Below are 22607 nucleotides of genomic sequence, written 5' to 3'. Positions count from 1 at the left end.
TAAACTCATGTATTAAATGAAGAGAGGAACGGAATCTTTCATGTCATTGGTCAAATACGAAATTTTGAATGCCGTAGTGGAATACGGCAGCCTCACCAAAGCAGCAGAAGCATTGAATATTACCCAATCAGCGGTCAGTCATGCGATCGCCAGTCTGGAGACCGAGTGTGGTTTTTCGCTGCTGAATCGAGGCCGCTCTGGTGTACGACTTACTGCTGAAGGGGAACGTATTCTGGGCTATACTCGTGAAATTTTGCGTTGGACGGAACTGATGAACCAGGAAATTTCATTAATTCGCGGCGCCGAGATTGGAACCGTTCGTATTGGCACATTCGCCAGTGTATCCACGCAGTGGCTGCCTGGCATCCTGAAGCAATTTCGCCTCGGTCATCCCGGAATAGAGATTAAGCTGTGGGAAGGGGACTACGCAGAAATTGAAGGCTGGCTGGCTGGAGGCGCCATCGATCTTGGCTTTCTGTCCCTTGGCGATTCTTCGCCTTTTGAGACAATTCCATTACAAAAAGACAGGATGATGTGCATCCTGCCTCTGGAACATCCACTCGCTACGGAGAAGTCTGTCTCATTTGATGTATTGCTGGAACAGCCCTTTATTTTGCCTAAATGGGGTGGTGATAACGAGATCGAACGGTTGATCCGACAGCATGCGGCCAAGCTGAATGTGGTCTATGAGGTCGCCGAAGATCAGGCCATCATGGCGATGGTTCGAAACGGTCTTGGCATCAGTCTTTTGCCTGAAATGGTTCTTCAACACCATACGAACGAGCTCGCTCTTGTTCCACTCACTGGAGATCCTTATCGTACCATTGGCATCGCTTGCCCGTCTCTCACCAATCTGTCCCCCGCTTCGCGTCGTTTTATTGAAGCGGTACAGGAATGGCTAGCTCCATCGTTATAATCGGTCCTCCGTTGACTCAACTGCCACTACTAATAAACTGTATAATGCCAATGACCAGCATGAGAATAAATACAACGGCAATCACAATTGCAAAACCAATCAGAAAGCGTACACCGGGTGAGCGTCTGTTCGCCTGTTGAGCTTCTGCTAGGTAATCCAGCTTCTGCTCAAGCCGGTCAAGTCTTTCGTGCACCTGTTCTTGTTCGTGATTCGAATTCATCCAATCATCTCCTTTAGATTAGGTGTTATCGCTCGAATACATTAGGTTTAATCCCATACCCGATCCAGCTGGTCTGCATAGAAACGGATGGCTCTGCAGTAGTCGGTTATTCCCTTATCCTTTGATGTATCAGCCAGTTGTACCAGCAACCGCTTCATTGCCTCCGCATGCTCGCCCAGATTGTAGAGCACCATGGCAAGAAAAACTTCAAATTCCCGGTTCTCCGGGAATTCACTTAATCCCTTTTCAAACCAGGCCTTCGCCTGCTCATACTGCCCCAGAGTCCGATATGTGCTGCCAAGTCCGAGTATGGCACCTGTCCTGTCCTCAACCGAAAGCCCTAGACTTAGAGCCTTCTCATAATGCGGTACCGCTGCCCGCTCCAGTCCAAGTGAATCATGAGCCCAAGCCAGCTGGTACCAAACCTGTGCATTGTCTGGTTCCTGTAACGCCAGTTCCTGCAGCAGCTCTATCGCCTCCTGCATTTCCCCCTCCGTTCTCAAGAGGATAGCCTGCTGTAAATCCTTCATCTACTCCACTTCCCATTCTTCCAAAATCATTTTCCAAAGTATAATTATAGCAAAAAAACACCCCGAGAAGTATGCCGGAACAACCACAGGTTGTCCAAGCCTATTCTACAGCGTGCTTTTTCGTAAGGTGCCAGCTAACCTGGCACCTTCATATTCGAATATTTTACAAAAGTGATGTTTCGCTCAGGACCAGGTTGTGTTTGCTACCATGACAATGAATACAACCATGAGATAATTGACGGAGATCAGAAAGTTAACTTTGGCCCATTTCTCATCATCCTGAGTTTTCAATCCGCTTAGTGTATGGACAAACCAGATCAGACCACCAATGACGGATACAAGCAGAAACACAAGCCCAACGTAGTTGTAGTAATACAACAGAAATACAGCAGGAAGCAACAGAAATACATAAGGAATCATCTGCACCTTTGTGCGCTTCACACCTTTGACTACCGGCAACAGTGGGAAACCGGCTGCACGATATTCTTCCACTCTGCGAATCCCGAGTGACCAGAAGTGAGGTGGCTGCCACAGAAATAACAGCGCAAACAGCAACCAGGCACCTGCGTCAATCTGATTGGTTACCGCACAATAACCGATTACAGGCGGCATCGCCCCCGCAATTCCACCCAATGATGTACTCCAGGTCGAGCTGCGTTTGAGCCACATCGTGTAGATCACGATATAAGCAAACCATCCGAGCAGTGCCATCCAACCGGATAACGGATTGACCAGGAAGTACAGCAGCACAAAACCAACTACACCAAGAACAATTCCATACCCCAATACAAATTTGGGTTTAAGATGATTGATGTAATCAATCCGTTTTTTGGTGCGCTCCATCTTCTGATCCAACTCACGATCCCAGTAGTTGTTAATAACACATGCCGAAGCGATGACCAAGGTTGATCCAATCAACACCATGAGTAGAGATATCCACGAGATATCCCATTTTGAAGCGACCCAGAACCCTACCGCTACCGCAAACACATTCAGCCGCAAAAGTCCGGGTTTCGTTAATGCAATCATGTCTTTAAGCATGAGAAGCCTCCTGAACTATGTAAAAACACCATTCCTATAATGATACATGTACATACCATGAATTACAATCTCCTTTATGAATTTGTCATAACCAAAAAGCATCCCTGCCAGTTCAATGGAACCGGAGGAATGCTTAACCGTTGCATTTTGATCTAATTTTATGGAATGTATTGCTGTACAATTTTGATCACTTTTCCATCCTGTACAGTGAGGTGATACGGGAATACGGACAGATCAAGAATATTGGTATTGTCATACAAAGATTCGAATTTGCTGAGCGCCACTGACTCATTCCATTGAATAGTGGTGCCCGAAACTGTACCATCACGATCATATAACTGCATCAACACTTCAGCATTAGCACTTACTTCTACCTTTTCCTGCTCTTTGCTGTCATTGACAATATAATAACCATCAGGAGCACCATCTATACCAGAGCCCGGATTGCGTTGTTCAAAAACTTTATCAGCCTCTGCACCTTGGTACCAGCCAATCTTGTCTACAATCAAGTACAATTTACCATTCTCATGCTGTATGTCTTCCACATACGCTGTAAACATCTCGGAGTTTGCAGCCTGCGCTTTGGCAGAAGCCTGTACAGAGTCCGTGCTCTCCTCAGCGTTCGCTGGTGTAAGTAAATATGTAGCAAGCACAATCATGCCAAGCAAGGCAACAGCCGCACCCAGCATTCGTAATTTCCATTGTTTCGCCGCGTTCTTCATAGGCAGCATCTCTCCTTATTATGAACGTTACTATTCCTTAACCGGAAGGCTTTCTCTTCAAACGCTCATATAAATATTTAATCTTTCTTTTACTCTCCCTATCATACTGGGTGTACACACTGCAAAAGTATCAGCCAGATGAAAAATAGTTACAATAGGTGTCATCAAAAAGAAACCCTGAATGCCATGGCATCCAGAGTCTCTATTGGCTTAGCTTTTAATTTCAGCTCAATCTTAATGATTCGGGGTTGAACCTTGTGCCAGACGCACTAGCATATGAGCCAGCATATGGCGCTCTTCCTCTTTCCCGACATTCCACAGTTCTTGCAACAACTTCTCTTCACGGTTACGCGGCTCTTCCCGGGCTGCCAAATAGTCGGCTACTTTCTCAGCGATTTTGGCCATCTGCTCCTCACCCAGTCCAATCGATTCTCCCATTGCAATTCGTTTGCCCAGATATCCTTTAAAGGCATCAAAGTTCTGTAAAATCTGTTCCCGTTCCTCCGGCGCAATCTTATCAATCGCATTGTCTACCTTGTCGGTTGAAACTTCTCCATCTTTATGGATAACATGATTTTGTTCATTCATCTGAAAAACCTCCTTGAGAATACTCGCTTTGTGGAATGTAAGCAAAATGCTTAATCATACCAGGTTATCTATAATATAAACTTCTCGCTGGAGATTAATCAGACCATTTCTATCCTTTAGCCATCAGCTGCTTCCTCAGAAATGCTTCGTAATCGCCATACTGCCAGAGCTCCCCACATATACAGCATGGCACTCAGATAAAATAATACATCGATCGTCAGCCAATCAATCAGCACACCGCCAACAATAACCGCAAATCCTGAAGCAGCAGATGTCCAGAAATGATAGTTACCTACAGCTGGGCCCCGTTGCCCAGCCACCGTATAATCGGCGAGCAGCACCCGTTCACTCATTCGCTGCATCGCATTGCATGTCCCCATCATCATTTGCAGCAGCAGCACCCAGATGTAGGAAATGACCCACGGAAATGCAATCATGGCTGCGGCCATCCCCACCGAACTTACAATGAGCCACTGCTTGGCGTGTCGATCCATCCGGGGAGCGAGCCATTGCGAAGCAGCAGCCGAACTGATTGTAAATACGGCAAAGGCAAGCCCATATTTGGAGAAGCTGTTACCCAGATTTTTGAGAAACAAAAGATAATACGGATAAATCATGCCCGAAGCGAGCGTAACGATACTTTGAGATCGAACAAGCCACTTGATATTCATGGATGATTTCCTCCATACTGCTCCATAAAATAGTTCATAAATAAATGATTTGGATCCACCTTTTCTTTGGCTGCAAAAAACTCATTCTTCCGAGGATAAGCCTGTTCGAATTGCTCTGAAGTTGCATAACCTGCATAGGGCAGATAATATGTTCCGTTATATCGAAGGACTGCATCTATCAGTTGCTGCATACTACCCTTGAACTTCTCTTGTTCTGCCTCGGATAATGAAGCGTGAAATAAACAGACGAGACCGAACATATCCTGCGTCGCATAGGAAAGCACAGCTTCTTCATCATGTTTCACAAACCTGACTGTAATGTTGAGCAAATCCAATTGCTCCTGGGATACAATCTCTCCCATCTCCTGAACAAATGCGGGGAAGACATCCACCGGAATAAAATATTCCTGCAGCAGATCATTTTCACCCGGCTGATGATACTCCATGAAGGCAGACGCAGAAGCCATCGCATTGTTGCGGCTGAGCCTCTTTCCATCCTGTGACTCGAAATACCGCTGTTGCAGCGGCCAAAACCAGGCCCGCCCCCATTGGAACTCACGGTTCAGGTTGAACAGAAGTTTGCTGGTAAGCACGCCTCTTTCACGTTCATCCAGACGATCATAATCATCCAGTGAAGCCATTGGATCAGAGGCATAATTCAATGCGTACATCTCGCGAAAATAGCCTTCACCGGGCTGAACTGAAATTCGGACCAGATGCATACGCATCATCGAGCCTCCCAGGACATTCTTTTGAAAATAAGTCGGGTAGTCCTCAACCTGCACCTGCTCAGTTGTGAGACGATAGACTTCGTCATCCGTTAACGTCAACGTAACGTCCAAAATCACGCCAAACAGTCCGTAACCCCCAAGCACAAGCGGGAAAAGCTCTGCATTCTCTGTGCGACTCACTTGCCGAATCTGACCATCTGCCGTCAAGAGACGAAAGGAATCGACACTTTCAATCAAGGAACCCTGATGAAGCTCCCGACCATGTGCATTTACACTGATAGATCCGCCTACGGTGAAAATATTCTGGGACTGCATATTTTTGACGGCCAGTCCATATGGGTTAATGGCTCGCTGTACGTCAGCCCAGGTCGCCCCAGCCTGCACACGTACCTTTTTGGCATCGTTTTTGACTTCCAGCACTTTGTTATACGAGGTCATGTCTATGACAATGCCGTCTTTATAATAGGTGTGTCCTCCCTGACTATGGCGCTGCCCAGCAATCGATATCGTCAGATTCTGCTCTCGGGCTTCTTTGAGCAGTTCAACGAGCTGCTGCTCTTCATGACCCTCGACCACACGTTCAACCTTAACCGGATGAAGGCGGCTGTAGTCGGTAATCAAATACGGATTCTGATCATCGCTATCCGTTCTCCAATATGTCCACACACATAAAATCAGAAGTAACAGGAGCATGCTCGTTTTTTTGAACAGATGAACTCCTCCTCCCCTAACACCTAGCGTTTCAATTTGATTTGATTGGTTAATCGTTTACATATACATCACAAGGATTGGATATGTTAAGGAACACCTTAAACATACCCGAATAAGGAGGAATTTTCCATGAATGAACATAAAAAAGAACGAAAAAACAAAGATCTGCAACCTGGTGTGAATACAATTATTCAACCCGACCCGAACAACCCCGGCCCAACGGACATGATTGAAGAAGCCGTAGGAGAAATCGTAGACAACATCACCCACCCTCACAAAGCCAAAACAACAGAGACCCGCAATACAAACAGCAAATAATTTCAGACCATACTTTTGTAAACAGCTTGCGTACAACGCAAAAAGTCCTCCAACCTTAGTCACAACGGTCGGGGGACTTTAAAATTGTTTTTTCTATGAATGGGGCTGTTCACCATCTGCATTTTAATTTGCGTTTAGATCTGCTTCACTTTGTTTTCCTTTTTCATCTGTTGCAATGCCTTGTGAATCCAGATCGCGGCAATCGAACCTTCGCCCATGGCAACCGTAGCTTGTTCCGCGTGCAGGCCCAGGTCCCCGGCAATCCATACATTAGGCGCAGCTTGCATGTTTCGCGCGTTGGCCTCCACGTGTTTATTATCCGCGATGACGGCTCCAAGCTGCTCTGCCAGTTCATAATGTACACGATTGCCTCCAAACGCAACAAATCCACGCTCTGACTCAAAAATCTGTCCATCTTCCGTCAGCACACCCGTAATATGGCCATCTTCCATCTGTTGCACTTCTTGGACGGCGGCCTCAAGGTAACGAACTCCTGCCTCTTTCATGCTTCGATGAAGCTCAGCGGAGATTGGCGACTGCTCATGGTTGATGTACAACAACTCATTGGTACGTTGAATCAAAACCATAGCCATGTTTGCACCGGCTTCGCCTGCACCCAGCAATATGGTGCGCTGATCCTGAATCTCATATCCATCGCAATCCGGGCACACATATACTGTTCTTCCCAACGTAGGCCTTAATCCCGGAATCGCCGGTATCCTGTCCGTTAGTCCAGTTGCCAGTAAGACTGTTTTCGCCATATATTCAGAGCCGGAAGAACCGAACAATTGAATCTGTTCTCCCCGGCGTCCTGCCTTAATGATACGGTCTTTCTCAAAATTTACTCCAGTCTGCTCAGCCTGCATTCTGCCTTTGGAGCGCAGCTCTTCACCGGATACTCCATCGGGGAAACCAAGAATATTATGATAGGTTCGGCATAACGTTGATCTGCCTTCTCCTGCGTCCACTACCAACACCCGATGAGAAGAGTAACGCCCCATCTGAATAGCTGCCTGAAGTCCTGCGAGTCCTCCACCTACTATAATGCAATCATACTCTCGCATGCTCCATCTCCCTCCTATGCTTCTATCTCTTATATTTTATTGGACAGTTCACTATCCTTCTATCCATTTACACCGTTCAACCAAAATCAAACGTAATCCGTTACAACTTAGCTTTTACCAAAATAAAATAACCCAAACCATCCGTCTGAATAACGGTGTGTTTGGGTCGGTTTAAGAAAGAATTATAATTTCGGAATTTAGAAAATGTATGATTCAAATCGTGAAGCGTTCGAAATGGCATTCCATACATCTGCCGTCTCTCCGCCCATATACCAGTAGGCCAATCCGGCAATATTACGCTCTCCGCTCATCATTACTTTCGCGGACAATGAACGACTGTCCTCTGCCCATATATATCTCGGCGTACCGTTACTGTTATAGCCGATGACATATTGGACCAGATCTGCATCCCATCGTCTCACGGAACCTGAAGCTCGTGCACGAGTTCCCTGTTCTGCCAGGGTTATATCCCATGAACTGGCTGCCGGATTAGCGGAAGACCAATCCCGTGTATATAAGGGTAGAGCCAGAATTGTTTTGGCGCGAACTACCTCAGCGAGCATCGTATCCAAAGCCCTTTCAACCCAAGGAAGAGATGCCACAGACCCTGCTTGCGGATCGCCGTTCCAATGTTCCTCATATCCCATCAGTACCATGTAATCCGATACAGCGCCTAATTGCGCATAATCAAATGCATCGGTCCAATCTGTCCCCAGATCGGGTGATACATCTACAGACACAACAGCGCCTAGCGCATGCAGAGCCGTTGCCAGGGAAGTAATAAATGCGGTCATTCCTTCACGATCAGCTGGCAGTACGTTCTCAAAATCCACGTTAATACCATCCAGTTTATATGTTTTCACCAAAGAGGTGACCTGTGAGATCACCGACGCCCGGTTGGCTGTACTCGATAACATCTGGTGGGTAAGGTCCGGGTTCGAACGATTGCCAAGCAACGGCCATACCTGTCTGTTCGTAGCAGATGCCCATGATAATAACGATGTGTCCGTGAGATCCGTGACTTTCATGCTACTATTCAGGAAGAACCAACGGGGAACCAGTGTGTTGGCTTCCGATTGTTCGATCTGTTTCTTGAACTCAGCTGTAGAGGCGTTATATTGCCATCCCAGCTGAATACCGAGCTGATCCTCACCTTTCAGCTGGTCTGACCAGGTTTTCTTTTGCAAAATGGCATCCAGCATCACTGCTGCCTCTTCTCTAGTCACTTGGTCATGCGGGCGAAACTTGCCATCACTGCCGCGCATCAATCCAAGCTGATATACGGTCTGCACATAAGGACGTGCCCATTCAGATATCTCAGCTGCATCGTCATATGTGGATGAAAGAAGGTTCGTTGATTTGGAAGATTGTTTCAGCATCCTCACCAGCAGTGCAGCCGCTTCTTCCCGAGTAATGGAGGCGTTTGGCTGGAACACGCCCTGACTCTTGCCCTCAAGAATGGAAAGATTGGTCATGGCTGCAACGTTGCCGTAATACCAAGCGTTCATGCTGACATCGTTATAGGGATTAATATTGTTTTTAACGGGCTTCAAACCTAGCAGTCTCACGGCAAATGTTGCAAATTCAGCACGAGTGACTGCCTTTTTGGGTTCAAACGTATTCTCGGAGGTTCCGGCAGCAATTCCCGCCTTTACCAGATGTGCAATGGCATCCTTGGCATAACTGGAGGTTGTATCCTTGAACACCTGCTGAGCCGATGCTGCCTGAGCTGTGGAGTCACCGATGGTGATTGATCCTATCGCCAGTACGCCGCACAAAATAGCATTCCATAGCTTTCGGCGGGTACGTTTGTATATTCTATTATTCACATCAAAAAGCCTCGCTTCATTGGAGTACGATCTACATCATCGTATCAAATTGAAGCGAGGCCGTATGTGGTTAAATAATGGGAAATTCGCTGAAACGAGGCACCTCAATCTTTTCAATTAAGGTCGACGTTCGATCCAGGTAAAAGTCTTACTTGTGTACTTTTACACGTTGTTCAATCGGTTGGAATTCTTTCTCGCCTGGTGTTGCTGTTGGTTTGCCGAATGGCATTTGAGCGATCAGTCTCCAGTTCTCCGGAATGTTCCATTCCTGTTTGACTTTCTCATCAATCAGCGGGTTATAGTGCTGCAGGGAGGCGCCCAGACCTTCTTGTTCCAAAGCAGTCCAGATCACCAGTTGCAACATACCGTTAGATTGGTTCGCCCAGATCGGGAAGTTATCCGCATAAGCTGCAAAATTTTGTTGTAGCTGCGCAATCACATTGTTGTCTTCGAAAAAGAGTACTGTACCATATCCGCTGCGGAATCCAGCCATTTTTTCAGCTGTAGATTGGAAAGCTTCTGCATTGCCAACCACTTCACGCAAAATTTCTTCCGTGTGATTCCACAGTTTATCGTGTTGTTCACCGAGCAATACTACGGCACGAGATGTTTGTGAGTTGAATGAAGTCGGAGTGTATTTTACCGCTTCTTCCACGATTTCCTGGATTTTAGCATCCGAGATTGTGGATTCCTTGCTGATTCCATAATAAGATCTTCTGTTTTTCAACGCTTCAAAGAAAGATTTAGACATAAATATTCGCCTCCCAAAATGGTATTTCCTAAATTGCCAACATAGTAACTATAATATAGTAACATACATTAGTCAACAAACTATTTTATTTTCACTAAATGTACATTTAGTCATTCCCTTTTGAATAGGGGGAATTAAGTACTCATTTTTAACAGCAATTGAATGAATATGATCACTGCGATTCGCGATAATCTGCTCGATACTTCTCTTCCGATGACGAATTGCTCTTGGTCTGATCCTTATTCTTCTCTTCCTGCTTCTCCATATTCAGATCTTCCATTGGAATGGGGTCCACCGTCTGCTCTTCTTCATGCCGGTCAAGCAAACTTTCCTGCTCTGTTGGATACTGCTCCGGATTATCATGGGAACGATCCTTATGTGCATCCTTGTTATTTTGATCCGGTGTGTGCTGTTTCATTCGTGATTCCTCCTCAGTTTTCATTTACCCTTCTTTTACCTTTTCTGTCTGGCTTCTAAACACGAGCGAATTATGAGATGAACGTAACAGGTGCATCTATATCTGCATCAGGAGGTAAAAATAGAAAAAAGCCAACCAGAACGGACTGGTTGACTTCATCTACTTGTATTCAGTTCCATTTCATTGATCAATGGGCGAGTCAGTTGAGTCTCCGAGACTTAATTTGGCTTCAAAAATAATGCTCTCATTCTCTTCAGCCAATCTTCCTCGAACCCACACAGCTCCCTCTGTAACCTCTGAACGCTCAACAATCATTAACTCCTGCATACGAATCTCACGATGATATGAAATTTGCAGACGGATCATACCTACAGCCAGTTCATCCAGTGTTAATGCATCACAACAGACGTCTGCATACCGGGCGTTGTTCATATGCCCATTACTGTCTGTGCTGCTGTATTGTACAGTTAAACGATATTGTTCCTGCAAGCTGAGTTCAGAAGGGACCGTCACTTTAGCAGGGGCTTCACCTAAGGATAAATCAGGATGCGATTTCACTTCAAAAGGTAAAGCTGATGGTCTGACGACTCTGCGTCTCTTCAGATCGACCAACGCCCAAGCTGTACGAGCCTCAGCCAGATGTGTTCCCTCTCGATCTGTAAGGATATAATCCCTTAACCATGTCACACCTTTATTTTCTTTATGCCACGTCTGCAAGGATACTTCTTCTTCCAATCGGGCTGGGCGCATGATTGTGACATCTGTCGTTAATAGCATCCAGCCCAATCCCTGATTCAGTATCTGCGATACGGTAACTCCCATACCTGCTAAATCACGGTCTGCTGCCAGCTGCATATGCTCCAGTAAAGCAGATGCACGACATTGTGATTTGTAATCGGCATCGGCTGATCCAATTCGGTAATCAAGCTTGAATGGTTGTTCTGATTGCATTCAGTAACCTCCTCAGGCTGTGCAGCATGTAAAATTTTTGATCCGTAACGCTACATTAATCAAACGAACGATGTAATCGACTACGGTACAGATCTGGTGCACACCCTACACTTTGTTTGAACATTCGACTGAAATGGGATAAACGTTTGAACCCTGCCAACCGGCTGGCCTCTGTCACACTGATATCCGGCTGGAACTGGAATAACAGCTTGGCCTGATTAATGCGACGGTCATACACATATTTAAATATGGTGCTACCCGTCATTTCTTTAAACAATCCGGCCAGATAAGGCTTGGACAGATGAAGCTCACTTGCCAGATCATCCAGCCCAATGTCCTCCATATAATGAGTTTCGACATAAGCAATGATATGCTGTACATGCCGCTCCTTCTCGGAAGAAGGAAGGTGGTCCTCGACCCTGCCTCGGCAGATTCCAGCTATAACATACAGCAGGTCACATAAACGAACGTTCATGCGTTCCTCTTTGAAATCCCCCGAATTCACGGTAAGCTGATGCAGACTCAACAGCAAGGCTTCGAATTCAGAGCGGATATTGCCTGTCAGATTGATCCGGCAGTTTCTCAGTTCTTCGAACGGCTTTAACACCTCGCTCACTCGGTCCGGATGCAGACTGCTGCGGATGGCCGAGGGATCGAAGTGCAGCGTCGTTCGCACATACGGTCTGCCTGGCATGGGATGTGGCCGATGAAGGGTCATGCCATGCATCAGGACCAGATCACCCGGTTCAAGGTTGTACACTCGATCTCCAATCAGATAGGTGCATTCGCCCTCATGAAAATAGTACACCTCATATTGTGGATGCGAATGAAATCCGTCCGATGCTCCAGGGTCGTACGTGCTGGTGGAGCGATAGCTATATTCCAATGGACCACTAAATTGCATTACACTTGGCACGTTCAAGTACCTCCTGTTCTGGAGAGGTTTCATACCATTTTACCCGTTTCACATCATGTCGGATAGTACTGGATAGACTTTTGAAATATAGAAGGCCATGCACATATCCGTTTGTTTGCACGGTACGTGTCATGGCCTTTTAGGAATGTGAAAGATAAATTACAGTAGCTGTTCAATACTCGCCTGGATCTCGTCAATCGAATCAACAGGTTCAAAACGTTTAACCACATGCCCTTCGGCATCAATCAGAAACTTAGTAAAGTTCCACTTGATCGCATCACCATGCAACCATTCCGGTGCTTTGTCCGCCACCATCAGCTTTAGCAGTTTCGCTTGCACATCTGACTCATCAAAGCCTGCAAAAGGTCCCGACTTTTTCAAAAAGTCATACAGCGGATGCGCCGCTTCTCCATTGACATCCATTTTGGAGAACATGGGGAATTTCACACCATAGTTAATCTGACAAAAGGACTCCGCCTCTTCACTGCTTCCCGGCTCTTGCTCCGCAAACTGATTACACGGGAAACCAATGATCTGAAGCCCTTGCTCTTTATACCGATCATAAAGCTTCTGCATATCGTCGAACTGATGTGTGTACTTGCACTTGCTCGCTGTATTTACGATCAGTACAGGTTTTCCTTCGTATTGATAGAGTGGGAAACGTTCTCCACTCGTTTTGGTTACGCTAAAGTCATAGATGGTTGGCATAAGATTGGTGCACCTCGCGATGTTATGTAGTTATACAGACTCATATGAATTTCTATTATATACGAAATAGCAGATTCTGTATCGTAAAAAAAGCCTATAACTACCATAGCGCTACAAGTACATCCATCTCCTTTTCGAATTGATATCGTTCATCACAAATTTTAAAATCATTCATCTCAACATCCGTTCCAACACTCTCGCAACTCCGTCAGAATCATTCGTATCAGTGATCTCTTTCGAGAGAATCTTCAACTCTTCAATTGCATTACCCATGGCTACCGACCAGCCACATATTTCAAAAAGCCCGATATCATTAAAATCATCACCAAAAACCATTACATCTTCAACTTTTATTTTCATTGCCTTACACAAAATTTTCAATGCATTTTCTTTGGAGGCTTTGATTGATGAGATTTGAACAAGATTACCACCGTCTGTAACCAAAACATTTAATCTAGATGCAAACTTCTCTCTGAGAAAATCTATATCCTTGAAACCCGTAAAAAGTACTTTTGTTGCAGCAATACCTTTGAGCTCTTCTAATGATTTTATCGTTGGGTTTTCTTTAACTCTCATAAGCGTTGTATAATCATATTCTTTGAAACTAATCCATTGATCCTCCACTTCAAGGCTTAAACCCAGTTCCTTGTTATTCTCCATGCCAAAATTTATTAATTCAGCAGTGATCACAGGGTCTATGTGTTCATATTGTTGAATACCAGTGTAATTGCAGTGGATATAGGCTCCATTGTAATATATAAAAGAACCGCTATGGAGCAATTCCTCAGGTAAAAGCAACCTTACTGCTCTTGGTGGACGTGCTGTAGCATAGATGAATCTGATCCCTTGTTTAGAGCATGTCACTATTGCCTCATAATTCCGTTTCGAAATTTGTTTATCTGTGTTGAGTAATGTTCCATCCAAATCTAATACTACTATTGGATACTGTATAGAAATCCCCCCTATGCCACTCAAGTTCGCTCTATACTTTCGTTGCGTTATTGAATCTATGTATTCCAAATTCTTTGAAATCCGATGTAAGTATCGCCTCTCTCAGTGGGTACAGATTTGGAGTAAATCTGAGTTCAATTCCTTTTTCAAATAATCTCTCTATTAAACCCTCCATGCGGTCTATATGTAGAGGCTTTGTAACCTGATAAGAAATATAGTAGCCCGCCGTTGGATCAAAGAGTTCAAAATTGGTGTCATCGAAATGGTACCTGTATATAACCTGATTCATAATCCTCGGATACCATGAACTTTCAACCGTAACGATGATATCCGCATTAGAATGTTTAAAAAACTTCTCATTATTCTCATCACTTATCGTGTCAGTCTTTTTACAAACGATTCTTGGGCAATCTCTTGGAAAGTAATATGAATATTCATGCTCTTCATCAATGGCCCACACCACTGCTGGAAATTCAGCTCTGTTTTGTTTCTCTCTTGGAATAAAAACTTGGATATCTGAAACCTCGCTAAAATGATAAAGCATTCAGGCACCCCACATCATTTAGTGATTTTTAAGCTTCGGAAAAAATACTCTTACATTCCAACAGCGCCCCACTTCCCGTCACATAAAACGACAGAGGTTTCGATTTGTCTTTCGGGGACGTTCCAGTATCGAGTTAATAACTGCTTCTTCTCATCCGATGAAACTAGGGTAAAACCATTTTTCAAATAGAATTTTATAGCCCATTCTGCGGAATCCCAGGTTCCTATTAATATCGGTTTATCGGTTGATGCCACCAGATGAGCCAACAGCTTTGTGCCTATTCCGCTCCCCCGTTGGTGAGTTCTTACATATGCGTGCCTGATTAAAGCAACATCACCTTTATCCTGAATTCCCATAACGCCCCATAATCTATTATTTTCTTCAAAGCCCCAGAATACGACGCCATCACGGATTTCCTGATTCAATTCTTGCAATGGCATATAGGGTTCATGATAACGATCCTCAGGAATTACACCCTGGTATGCCTTTGCTGCATCATTAATGATCTCAACCATTGCATCTGCGTCCATACTGTTGCACAATCTGATCATGGAACAAGCCTCCTGAAAGTTATAGTCTATTAATTGAACTATCGTAATGGATATACCAATTCAATAGGTTCATTGATCAATTCCTCTTTGAAAATATAATTATGATCTGCTCCCACAACACATAAAATTTTCTTACCCGGATTCGAATGATACGTGTTCTTCACACGTTGAATCATGATCTGATTTCGTACGATCCATCTAAAGTTATTTGCTTTTGGATTAATCTGATCCATCCATTCATATTTTTGTTTGGTCATAGTATCAAACGCAACCGAATTAAAGGGAATCGCTCCAACGTCATGTGTATTCATTTGTTTAGCAAACCATTCATCATCGATCTTCTCCAACGCTTTTCGCTGCTCTTCTAAGAAGCCGTTAAATGGATCAAAATCATTCCAGACATCTAACTCAAACCAGTCAATAGGCACAAACTCTATATTCCGTTCTTCGCATAATGGAAAGATAAGCTCCCAATACTCACTGGCTGGCTCCCCCCAATATCCCTTATCCTGTTTATCCTTGATATACTTCATCCAACTCTGGGGATGCACTTCACCGCAGATAATATCCGGGTTGAATTCTGTAATCAGATCCTCATACAAGGTAAGAGAACTATTATATTTTCCTCTTAATTCTTGATTATGAATTGTCCCCAATATTCCAACGACCGTCATATCATTTCTCCTTTATATATGTTATATGATATTTTTGAGATTCCTATGTAAGTCTATAATCTTTTCTTCAGGAAGTACTGAATAATCCCTTCCGGGTATTCATCTATCATTCCAAACACTTCATAACCCATCTTCTTGTAAAATTCAGGAGACTGATAAGAAAATGTACTTGTATGTGAAAGTTTGCAGCCCTCACTAACAGCAATGCTCTCTGCTTGCATGATTAATGATTTCCCATACCCATATTCTCTGTATTCTTCATCAATCCAAAAGTTATCAATATATAATGTATAGCAGTACGTAGCACAGAAGATCCCACCTACTGCTTTGCCAGTCTTATCCCTTAGAAACAAATTGATGCTTTTTCCAGGTTTTTTTAACAAACCCTTTTTTTCTCTTAAATTGTATTGATACAGATTGCTACATACAGCATGGTAATCCTGTTCATGATCTTCAAATACAATTTTCAATTCATCGTTAACAGCAGGGTTATTCATTTTCAACATCCTCACGATTTCATAGTATTTGTCTTCACTTCTTCAATAAGAGCCTAGCTAAGAGCCTAGCTCCAACGTTATTTGAGTTTAAATGATCTGTATATAAAGAAACCTATGGAACTAAATAAAACGATAATGAATATGACAACGGGCAACCAATTATGATGAGTGACTTTATCCGCACTTGAAAACTCAATAATCATCCAACTGATATAAATAAAAAATATAGATATCTCCGTCTTCATCAGATTAATCATGAGCCGTGCATTTTTATATTGTCTCTCCGCATTCTCCATATTCAAATTGAGGTAATTATACGTATGAGGATACTTCTCCAGTTGCGAAAGTCCAATCCATAAAATAAGCCCAATGACTAAGGGCAGCCATACTCCCCACTTTCCTCCCCAGCCATCAGGCTCCCCCTTCATATTAAAATGAATCGGTATCTGATCCGGTAAGGTCATCCATTGTTGCAAGCAGTATATAATGCCAATAATAAATAAAATGATGGTTGTGATATCTAAAGTTTTTTCCAGTAACGTTTTTGGGATTGTTATCTTCGGACGATCTTTGATTTCCAATTTCCTACCTCTTCTCCATTTACACACCGTATGATTACATGTTAACAATTATCAACCTCTTTTTCCAATGATTTCTGAGTATCCTTGAGGAATGAAAGCATAAGCAAAAAAGGCCGCCTTTGCAGGCAGCCTTTACTTAATATAACCTTATTTACGAACGGAGAGAATGAACTTCTCCAGCGATTCTGTATTGGTAATGCTGTGATTACATCCTTGGTTCTCCATGCATACGTATTGACCAATCGCAGAATAATTATCCGGTAAAGCGTTCTTGGTCTTGACCGTGAAGAATGCAAGCTCTTGATGCCGATTACAGAATAGGCAGTACCCCTTCTTGTGTGTCGGCGTTATTCTTCCCTCAATACCGATAAACTGTCCTTCGAACGGATATACAACGAATAATTTGTTCGTCGCAATATCTACCCAGCTCAGGTACGTTACATATCGAAAATCAATGGATGGTAGATCAGGCATTTTCATCTTTTTGTTCTTCGGAAATAACTTCTGAATTTGTTTCAACGTAATCGATGGATACAACTCCAGATATGGTTCCAATGCTTTCATATACCGTTGAAAATCGTCTGTTGTCTCCAGCGACGAGATTTGCTCCAGCATTTGCTGCTGGTTCTCTGTCAGATCCGTAAATGCTTCAACGATGTTTGTTGCAGCACTGTATCTAACAGTCTCCAGGACCCTGCGATCCGAGGCGGATTGCACGGTTTTGCGAACAAATTCCGCTTGTTTTTTAATCAAATTATATTGGTGGTTTCTAATAAATGGTGTACTCATAGCTTTCAGCTCCTTATTTTTCATAGAAAAAAATCAATAAGGGCAAAGCCTGTTATTAGAAACGATAAAATTAAGTATGGGCGAAAGAATCTAAGCTATCGCGCCCCACGCAAAGTATCGCCCCCGATCAGGCTTTGCATGAGTTATTTCTAGCTAACGAGCAATTCAGCATTGCCATCTGAGTAACCCCCAATCAAATATCATGCGAAAAGTATATCAGAGAACTTCACATGGATCAATTGAAATGGGTTTTCATGGATGTTCTTTTATTCCGTTGCTTTTGATTGTAATATCTGATCATTCACGAATCCTTGTAAGAAGAAAAGCTCATTGTCATTGGCTGTTCGATTATTGGCTGCTTCAAAACGCTCGATAGCTGCTTCTAATGACGTCGATTTCACAGCATCATTGGCTGAGATGAGCTCTCTCCAAAACGTATCCATCTCCTCCACGTCACAGATCGACTCATGACCAAGCAAGAAATGAACGGCATCATATTGCTGAATGTCCTCAATCATAGGCAATAACTTGTCTTGCTTAATATGATATAGCGAATTGGTAGTTGTATTGTAAGCACTATCGCCCAGAAAAATGACCTTTTCATCCGGAATATATACAATGGTTGAATCATCGGTATGGGTGCTACGAATGGTTTCAAGCACACAAACTTTATTGCCCAAGTCCAAATGGAGTGACTTTTCAAAAATAATATCCGGAGGACATAACTGAAATGTGTCTCTCTCCGGTATTTCATTTTGTATCGTCTCCATACAATGTGAAGTCATCTTCTTGGAATCCACATACTCCTGTAGAGAGCGATCATTATAAGAATAGTTCCGCCAATCATTCATCTTTTGGCTAGTTAGACTATTCATAATAATCGTAGCTCCGTATTCATTCATTCCTAAAAAATGATCCCAATGGGCATGAGTAATGACCACATATTTAACAGGCGGAACATTTAACTTCTCTATCTCATGTAAGAAATCCCTGGCATGTTGAACCGAATTTCCAGCGTCAACGACAAGGCTGTAATTATCACCGCAAACTAACCCCAATGTTGGTCTTTCTTTATCATTTTGGTTAGATAGATAATAGATCGTTTCACTTAATTGATTTAGCATGTTCATTCTCCTCTATGATAAATTCTTGATCCATAAGAGAGAAAATCTGCATGCTTATTTAAATCAACATTTAGATTTTCTCATTTTATTTGTTTACCAATGGAATCACCTCCTTTGTTTTTCACATGAACTGAATGTTCCTCATCTCACCGGGTGCTCATTCTTCTTTTGTATTAAAAAATGTATCATTGTTGATCTGAATTATTCTGTCTATTGCCTCATGGTTTATCGGATCCCTGACCAACATACTAAATATTTCTCTAAGTTCTTCTATTCGTGATAAGACTTTGTCTTTGGATCTTTCCTCTCTAAGTGAGATATATAATTGGTACAAACTAATATCTAAATCATCATTCAGTTTCCCGAAAGAAGTTAGTTCCGATATCGCAGCTGCATTAGACACACTTGATATGATTGATCTATACGTGTAATCATTAACAACCATACTAAAGCTGTGCTGGACATTACTTATTTCATATCTGAATGAATTATCAATAGAATTCTGAAGCTCTTTTCTTTGATTTTGAGATTCAACAAATTTAGAACCAAGAATGATTAAACTCAATGTTAATAAAACTATAATATAAGTACTTATTTTCTTCATTATTGAATAGCTCCTAATAACCGAAATTTTAACGATGCTATATATTAGACGCTCTTCCAATGTTATAAGTTCGGCTTTTTCTATGAGCTGTTAGCTGTTCAAAGGCAAATGCAATACGAATACCGCTTTCTCATCATTCTTTAGTAAGCTTCTTGATACCATCTTCGAAGTTGATTAATGTGAGCTTGATGATAACGACTGTGGTCAGCGATATGCCACATACCCCAGCATACGGTTGCTTGCTTCTCATTTTCATGCCCAAAAGTGACAATCCTCGCTAGATCATCATCCGTTAATTGTGTACACGCGTCCTTCAACATGGTTATGACACCTTCATATGTCGACATAAGTGTACTCAAAGATATTCCTTGAACCATCGGAAGACTGCCATTTTCATCAATCATAGGGCCATGTTGCTCTTTTAAGTTTTGAGGAAGTGGTAATCCCTTTATTCGATAAGCCCAATTCAGATCGACGTAGGTGATATGTTTTATTAATTGAGCGGTACTATTGAAGTTGTTATTAGGTCCTTTATAATCTATTTCTTCTTGCGACATACCTTCCGTGATTCGTTGGAGTCGTTGGCTGTTTTCTATAACCGCAGCAAATAACAACCCAACAACAGGTGACATATTGGCTTCGCCTTTTAAATCATAAAGCACCCTAACGCCTCCTTGAGGTTGTCTTCATCGTTCTTCCCTTAGAATCTCCTTGATTTCTCTTAATTCTTGCAATATTTCTTTGTTGTACTGATTACTCTTGGAATTATCCATTCCGATTTTCACAACAAAAATACCAAAAAACAAAGACACTACCAACATTAATATAGTCCCAATAATAACCATCCTTTCCTCAAGCAACAGAAACCCGAGAGATTAGAAACAGCGATGCTGCCCCATTCCAAAAGATCCACTCGGGTTAATAGTTGATTAATTTAACTGTGACTACTCATGTACTGGAACATACATCGTTTGTATCTCTTGAACGCCAGGAACAAATCCAAGATTAAAATAAACTGATTCGGCATCATTGCCTTCCATGACATATAACCTTAGAACTGAATACTTGTCTTTAAGAGAAGTCAGTGCTCTTTGCAGCATGCGTGTAGCTAGTCCTTTTCCTCTGTAAGCAGAGTTGACTCCGATGCTATATACTGCTGCTTGATTATCCTGCAAACATAGGCGACAGTTGGCTATGAGCTGTCCAGTAACCTTATCATATACAAGCGTAGAAGCTTGAGTTAGGTTCTCATTGGTAAAATAGATTTCTTCGTTCGGGATAAAGTCTTCAAGGGATGTTTTCTTTCTGCGTAAGGCTTCAAAACCTCCTACAAAGCTGTCAAAGTCACACTGAGCGATTTCATCTTCATTAATGTATTGCTTAGCACCTGTTTCATTCTCGATAATTTCGGGGCTCTTAACTATAAAATCATGATCCCAATGCACATTGAAATGATCTGTCGGGCGCTGCATCCAGCGACATCTGAACTCATCTGGCCAGAATCCAGCCCTCGTAAATAAATGTACTTGATCGGGGAGAATTTCATATATCTTGATACGTTGAGTTGCATCAGACCATTTTATGAGTATTGTTTTAAGAAGTTTCAGTACCTCAAATGAATCATTGAATGGGGGCATAAAGAATAGATGATATAACGTATTGGGTGCCATCCTTACCCCACCGATTTTTGACTCTCCTTTATAAATCCAAAAAGAGTTATTCCGCGAAACATTGAAGTAGCCTTCCTCTCTAAAAAATCCAGTATAGGCCATATTATAATAGACTGAACAATACAGTCCCCATTCTTCGGGCTCAGCCTTTTGAATGGAATACTCATTTGATAAATCATAAGAATTAAGTTCCTCAGACCAATTATTTAATTCCATGCGTCATTCCTCCTCATCAATGCTAACTACCTATAAAATATTTAAGGCGTGTGTTATCTAAACATTTCTAGTCCCCCTCATTAAATAACATGTCCTTTACTATTTACTTGATCGATTCCATCATTAATCTTATTTTTCAGCAGCTCATGAAATTTACTTTCTTCCTTCTTTAAATGTTTCTCAAGGAAAGCAGAGATATACTTATTAATAGTGGAATGCTTGTGTTCTATCCCATCTTCGTTGTAATGTATCGGGATATCGCTAAAAGTCATATGATGAGCACCGTTTAATTTAATAAATGGACTATTCAGATCACTCGAGTTAAACAAAGACTCATACCCAGTCAGCAACAAAGGCAATAGGTCTGGAGAGATTTCATTTTCCAGTTCTTCAAACGAGCATTTCTCTTGCCGAGCTACCAATAACGGCACAGATACTCCCTCTTCCTTATTCGTGGTCATTAAATGGAAACTAGGATCTAATAGAATGCTAGCCTTAATTCTCTTTTCTCTTTTAAGCAATTCATAAGCAGCAGCCCCACCTAATGAATGACCAATGATCCCCATTTCATTCACATCGACTATGGCCCTAAGATCCTTATCTGAATCCAAGACCTTATCTACGTTTTTCATAACCAAACTCATATCTTCTACTCTAAGCTTCAATAATTGTTTCCAAGAATGAATATCTAAGCTGTCTATTTCAGATATCACATTGGATTGCTGGACAAAACGTCTGTCAGGAAAAATGGAAAATATAGATTCATGAGTGGCTCCTATAGTAATGACAACAAATCCGCACCCCACTAAATGTTCTACACAAAAGGAATACATATCTCTAACTACACCAAAAGCCGGGGCTACAAAAATAATGGGACAGTTTTTAGCCGTAATATCAACACTCTCATCATTATGTATTTTTGTATCCAGATTACAAATATAATTCCTATCCACTCCCATACTTGAGAGCATATCAACAGCGGAAGAGATATTAGGTTCAAATAACGAAATATACTTCGACTCATGCTCCACTGGATTGGAAGGATAGTATATACTAATGAGCACTTCTCTGGTTTCATTACTTATCGGATCAATACGTGATTTTTCCTTTAAAACAAAAACCTTTCTTCCAACAGTCATCGCGTTCACCCTTATACTATTTTTTCGTCACTACAACGCATGTAGATTGAATTGAATATACGCTGCCTCCAAAACTTATCGATTTCCGAGGTTGCGTATTACGTTTGTGAATCCTTGCCCTCACCAGTTTATTCTTCAAAGAAACGGCAACGATGCTTTTAAGCGGTGAGGGCAGCTTAATA

General features: G+C 42.5%; 29 protein-coding genes. 2 read left to right on the top strand and 27 right to left on the bottom strand.

Features of this window, described 5'->3' with window-relative positions; translation table 11 throughout:
• Positions 1–40 precede the first annotated feature (40 nt).
• Positions 41–916 carry a LysR family transcriptional regulator gene (locus tag PTQ21_RS17570; RefSeq protein ID WP_274566507.1) on the top strand — a complete coding sequence of 292 codons (876 nt, stop codon included), beginning with the start codon at positions 41–43 and terminating at the stop codon, positions 914–916.
• 16 nt (positions 917–932) lie between these two features.
• Here PTQ21_RS17570 and PTQ21_RS17565 read toward each other — a convergent pair whose 3' ends face one another.
• The 7 genes from PTQ21_RS17565 to PTQ21_RS17535 form a co-directional block, all read right to left on the bottom strand.
• A complete protein-coding gene (locus tag PTQ21_RS17565) occupies positions 933–1136 on the bottom strand; it encodes a hypothetical protein (protein WP_076289659.1) in 204 nt (67 codons plus the stop codon).
• 47 nt (positions 1137–1183) lie between these two features.
• The gene (locus PTQ21_RS17560) at positions 1184–1666 is read right to left on the bottom strand and encodes a tetratricopeptide repeat protein (RefSeq protein WP_274566505.1); all 483 of its coding nucleotides are present in this window, start codon (positions 1664–1666) and stop codon (positions 1184–1186) included.
• Between the two features lie 183 nt (positions 1667–1849).
• The gene (cyoE, locus tag PTQ21_RS17555) at positions 1850–2707 is read right to left on the bottom strand and encodes a heme o synthase (RefSeq protein WP_063563312.1); all 858 of its coding nucleotides are present in this window, start codon (positions 2705–2707) and stop codon (positions 1850–1852) included.
• A 158-nt stretch (positions 2708–2865) separates the two neighbouring features.
• On the bottom strand, positions 2866–3429 hold the full coding sequence (locus PTQ21_RS17550; RefSeq protein WP_063563311.1) for a hypothetical protein: 564 nt from the start codon (positions 3427–3429) through the stop codon (positions 2866–2868).
• A 234-nt stretch (positions 3430–3663) separates the two neighbouring features.
• Complete coding sequence (locus PTQ21_RS17545) at positions 3664–4017, bottom strand: DUF3243 domain-containing protein (RefSeq protein ID WP_274566504.1); 354 nt, start codon at positions 4015–4017, stop codon at positions 3664–3666.
• 116 nt (positions 4018–4133) lie between these two features.
• Positions 4134–4688: an MFS transporter gene (locus PTQ21_RS17540; protein WP_064638937.1), complete on the bottom strand. Its 555-nt coding sequence runs from the start codon at positions 4686–4688 to the stop codon at positions 4134–4136.
• A complete protein-coding gene (locus PTQ21_RS17535) occupies positions 4685–6112 on the bottom strand; it encodes an FAD-binding oxidoreductase (RefSeq protein ID WP_274566503.1) in 1428 nt (475 codons plus the stop codon). Before PTQ21_RS17535 ends, PTQ21_RS17540 begins: the two co-directional genes overlap by 4 nt.
• 147 nt (positions 6113–6259) lie before the next feature.
• Here PTQ21_RS17535 and PTQ21_RS17530 point away from each other — a divergent pair, with 147 nt between their 5' ends.
• Positions 6260–6448 (top strand): hypothetical protein, encoded by a 189-nt coding sequence (locus PTQ21_RS17530; RefSeq protein ID WP_063563307.1) that lies wholly within the window; start codon positions 6260–6262, stop codon positions 6446–6448.
• 134 nt (positions 6449–6582) lie between these two features.
• Here the strand turns inward: PTQ21_RS17530 and PTQ21_RS17525 are convergent, their stop codons facing one another.
• The 20 genes from PTQ21_RS17525 to PTQ21_RS17430 form a co-directional block, all read right to left on the bottom strand.
• The gene (locus PTQ21_RS17525; protein ID WP_274566502.1) at positions 6583–7512 is read right to left on the bottom strand and encodes an NAD(P)/FAD-dependent oxidoreductase; all 930 of its coding nucleotides are present in this window, start codon (positions 7510–7512) and stop codon (positions 6583–6585) included.
• Positions 7513–7709: 197 nt separating this feature from the next.
• Positions 7710–9341: an S-layer homology domain-containing protein gene (locus PTQ21_RS17520; protein WP_274566501.1), complete on the bottom strand. Its 1632-nt coding sequence runs from the start codon at positions 9339–9341 to the stop codon at positions 7710–7712.
• 148 nt (positions 9342–9489) lie between these two features.
• Positions 9490–10092, bottom strand: a complete 603-nt coding sequence (locus PTQ21_RS17515; protein WP_063563305.1) for a nitroreductase family protein — start codon at positions 10090–10092, stop codon at positions 9490–9492.
• A 172-nt stretch (positions 10093–10264) separates the two neighbouring features.
• A complete protein-coding gene (locus PTQ21_RS17510; protein ID WP_063563304.1) occupies positions 10265–10510 on the bottom strand; it encodes a hypothetical protein in 246 nt (81 codons plus the stop codon).
• A 180-nt stretch (positions 10511–10690) separates the two neighbouring features.
• A complete protein-coding gene (locus PTQ21_RS17505; protein WP_274566500.1) occupies positions 10691–11461 on the bottom strand; it encodes an acyl-[acyl-carrier-protein] thioesterase in 771 nt (256 codons plus the stop codon).
• 55 nt (positions 11462–11516) lie between these two features.
• Entirely contained in the window at positions 11517–12377 is an 861-nt protein-coding gene (locus PTQ21_RS17500; RefSeq protein WP_274566499.1) for an AraC family transcriptional regulator, read from the bottom strand.
• A 159-nt stretch (positions 12378–12536) separates the two neighbouring features.
• Positions 12537–13085, bottom strand: coding sequence for a glutathione peroxidase (locus tag PTQ21_RS17495; protein ID WP_109999975.1), 549 nt, complete (start codon positions 13083–13085; stop codon positions 12537–12539).
• 171 nt (positions 13086–13256) lie between these two features.
• Entirely contained in the window at positions 13257–14105 is an 849-nt protein-coding gene (locus tag PTQ21_RS17490) for an HAD family hydrolase (RefSeq protein WP_274566498.1), read from the bottom strand.
• Positions 14068–14580 carry a DUF6886 family protein gene (locus PTQ21_RS17485; protein ID WP_274566497.1) on the bottom strand — a complete coding sequence of 171 codons (513 nt, stop codon included), beginning with the start codon at positions 14578–14580 and terminating at the stop codon, positions 14068–14070. The genes PTQ21_RS17490 and PTQ21_RS17485 overlap by 38 nt, the downstream gene beginning before the upstream one ends.
• A 50-nt stretch (positions 14581–14630) precedes the next feature.
• Positions 14631–15131 (bottom strand): GNAT family N-acetyltransferase, encoded by a 501-nt coding sequence (locus PTQ21_RS17480; RefSeq protein ID WP_109999972.1) that lies wholly within the window; start codon positions 15129–15131, stop codon positions 14631–14633.
• A 38-nt stretch (positions 15132–15169) separates the two neighbouring features.
• On the bottom strand, positions 15170–15805 hold the full coding sequence (locus PTQ21_RS17475; protein WP_274566495.1) for a hypothetical protein: 636 nt from the start codon (positions 15803–15805) through the stop codon (positions 15170–15172).
• Positions 15806–15858: 53 nt separating this feature from the next.
• Positions 15859–16302 carry a GNAT family N-acetyltransferase gene (locus PTQ21_RS17470; RefSeq protein ID WP_274566494.1) on the bottom strand — a complete coding sequence of 148 codons (444 nt, stop codon included), beginning with the start codon at positions 16300–16302 and terminating at the stop codon, positions 15859–15861.
• A 77-nt stretch (positions 16303–16379) separates the two neighbouring features.
• The gene (locus tag PTQ21_RS17465; RefSeq protein ID WP_063563296.1) at positions 16380–16883 is read right to left on the bottom strand and encodes a DUF1648 domain-containing protein; all 504 of its coding nucleotides are present in this window, start codon (positions 16881–16883) and stop codon (positions 16380–16382) included.
• Between the two features lie 147 nt (positions 16884–17030).
• Positions 17031–17672, bottom strand: a complete 642-nt coding sequence (locus PTQ21_RS17460; RefSeq protein ID WP_274566492.1) for a FusB/FusC family EF-G-binding protein — start codon at positions 17670–17672, stop codon at positions 17031–17033.
• A gap of 266 nt (positions 17673–17938) precedes the next feature.
• Positions 17939–18796 (bottom strand): MBL fold metallo-hydrolase, encoded by an 858-nt coding sequence (locus PTQ21_RS17455; RefSeq protein WP_274566491.1) that lies wholly within the window; start codon positions 18794–18796, stop codon positions 17939–17941.
• 157 nt (positions 18797–18953) lie between these two features.
• On the bottom strand, positions 18954–19400 hold the full coding sequence (locus PTQ21_RS17450; protein WP_072732482.1) for a hypothetical protein: 447 nt from the start codon (positions 19398–19400) through the stop codon (positions 18954–18956).
• A gap of 140 nt (positions 19401–19540) precedes the next feature.
• The gene (locus PTQ21_RS17445; protein WP_072732481.1) at positions 19541–20062 is read right to left on the bottom strand and encodes a DinB family protein; all 522 of its coding nucleotides are present in this window, start codon (positions 20060–20062) and stop codon (positions 19541–19543) included.
• A gap of 24 nt (positions 20063–20086) precedes the next feature.
• Entirely contained in the window at positions 20087–20221 is a 135-nt protein-coding gene (locus tag PTQ21_RS17440) for a hypothetical protein (protein WP_274566490.1), read from the bottom strand.
• 123 nt (positions 20222–20344) lie between these two features.
• Positions 20345–21286: a GNAT family N-acetyltransferase gene (locus PTQ21_RS17435; protein WP_072732480.1), complete on the bottom strand. Its 942-nt coding sequence runs from the start codon at positions 21284–21286 to the stop codon at positions 20345–20347.
• An 80-nt stretch (positions 21287–21366) separates the two neighbouring features.
• Positions 21367–22425, bottom strand: coding sequence for an alpha/beta hydrolase (locus PTQ21_RS17430; protein WP_274566489.1), 1059 nt, complete (start codon positions 22423–22425; stop codon positions 21367–21369).
• Positions 22426–22607: the final 182 nt, after the last annotated feature.

This window comes from Paenibacillus marchantiae (assembly GCF_028771845.1).
Taxonomy (GTDB): Bacteria; Bacillota; Bacilli; order Paenibacillales; family Paenibacillaceae; genus Paenibacillus; species Paenibacillus marchantiae.
This window is presented reverse-complemented; position numbering and strand designations above follow the sequence as displayed.

What these genes read in the sequence shown, in the direction of transcription:
- PTQ21_RS17510 (WP_063563304.1), bottom strand. Translation starts at nt 10,510, where the DNA reads ATGAAACAGCACACACCGGATCAAAATAACAAGGATGCACATAAGGAT.
- PTQ21_RS17560 (WP_274566505.1), bottom strand. Translation starts at nt 1,666, where the DNA reads ATGAAGGATTTACAGCAGGCTATCCTCTTGAGAACGGAGGGGGAAATG.
- PTQ21_RS17530 (WP_063563307.1), top strand. Translation starts at nt 6,260, where the DNA reads ATGAATGAACATAAAAAAGAACGAAAAAACAAAGATCTGCAACCTGGT.
- PTQ21_RS17550 (WP_063563311.1), bottom strand. Translation starts at nt 3,429, where the DNA reads ATGAAGAACGCGGCGAAACAATGGAAATTACGAATGCTGGGTGCGGCT.
- PTQ21_RS17540 (WP_064638937.1), bottom strand. Translation starts at nt 4,688, where the DNA reads ATGAATATCAAGTGGCTTGTTCGATCTCAAAGTATCGTTACGCTCGCT.
- PTQ21_RS17430 (WP_274566489.1), bottom strand. Translation starts at nt 22,425, where the DNA reads ATGACTGTTGGAAGAAAGGTTTTTGTTTTAAAGGAAAAATCACGTATT.
- PTQ21_RS17435 (WP_072732480.1), bottom strand. Translation starts at nt 21,286, where the DNA reads ATGGAATTAAATAATTGGTCTGAGGAACTTAATTCTTATGATTTATCA.
- PTQ21_RS17470 (WP_274566494.1), bottom strand. Translation starts at nt 16,302, where the DNA reads ATGAATAACCCTGCTGTTAACGATGAATTGAAAATTGTATTTGAAGAT.
- PTQ21_RS17535 (WP_274566503.1), bottom strand. Translation starts at nt 6,112, where the DNA reads ATGCTCCTGTTACTTCTGATTTTATGTGTGTGGACATATTGGAGAACG.
- PTQ21_RS17505 (WP_274566500.1), bottom strand. Translation starts at nt 11,461, where the DNA reads ATGCAATCAGAACAACCATTCAAGCTTGATTACCGAATTGGATCAGCC.
- PTQ21_RS17460 (WP_274566492.1), bottom strand. Translation starts at nt 17,672, where the DNA reads ATGAGTACACCATTTATTAGAAACCACCAATATAATTTGATTAAAAAA.
- PTQ21_RS17480 (WP_109999972.1), bottom strand. Translation starts at nt 15,131, where the DNA reads ATGATCAGATTGTGCAACAGTATGGACGCAGATGCAATGGTTGAGATC.
- PTQ21_RS17485 (WP_274566497.1), bottom strand. Translation starts at nt 14,580, where the DNA reads ATGCTTTATCATTTTAGCGAGGTTTCAGATATCCAAGTTTTTATTCCA.
- PTQ21_RS17455 (WP_274566491.1), bottom strand. Translation starts at nt 18,796, where the DNA reads ATGCTAAATCAATTAAGTGAAACGATCTATTATCTATCTAACCAAAAT.
- PTQ21_RS17440 (WP_274566490.1), bottom strand. Translation starts at nt 20,221, where the DNA reads ATGTTGGTAGTGTCTTTGTTTTTTGGTATTTTTGTTGTGAAAATCGGA.
- PTQ21_RS17495 (WP_109999975.1), bottom strand. Translation starts at nt 13,085, where the DNA reads ATGCCAACCATCTATGACTTTAGCGTAACCAAAACGAGTGGAGAACGT.
- PTQ21_RS17515 (WP_063563305.1), bottom strand. Translation starts at nt 10,092, where the DNA reads ATGTCTAAATCTTTCTTTGAAGCGTTGAAAAACAGAAGATCTTATTAT.
- PTQ21_RS17565 (WP_076289659.1), bottom strand. Translation starts at nt 1,136, where the DNA reads ATGAATTCGAATCACGAACAAGAACAGGTGCACGAAAGACTTGACCGG.
- cyoE (WP_063563312.1), bottom strand. Translation starts at nt 2,707, where the DNA reads ATGCTTAAAGACATGATTGCATTAACGAAACCCGGACTTTTGCGGCTG.
- PTQ21_RS17545 (WP_274566504.1), bottom strand. Translation starts at nt 4,017, where the DNA reads ATGAATGAACAAAATCATGTTATCCATAAAGATGGAGAAGTTTCAACC.
- PTQ21_RS17525 (WP_274566502.1), bottom strand. Translation starts at nt 7,512, where the DNA reads ATGCGAGAGTATGATTGCATTATAGTAGGTGGAGGACTCGCAGGACTT.
- PTQ21_RS17475 (WP_274566495.1), bottom strand. Translation starts at nt 15,805, where the DNA reads ATGACGGTCGTTGGAATATTGGGGACAATTCATAATCAAGAATTAAGA.
- PTQ21_RS17570 (WP_274566507.1), top strand. Translation starts at nt 41, where the DNA reads ATGTCATTGGTCAAATACGAAATTTTGAATGCCGTAGTGGAATACGGC.
- PTQ21_RS17450 (WP_072732482.1), bottom strand. Translation starts at nt 19,400, where the DNA reads ATGAAGAAAATAAGTACTTATATTATAGTTTTATTAACATTGAGTTTA.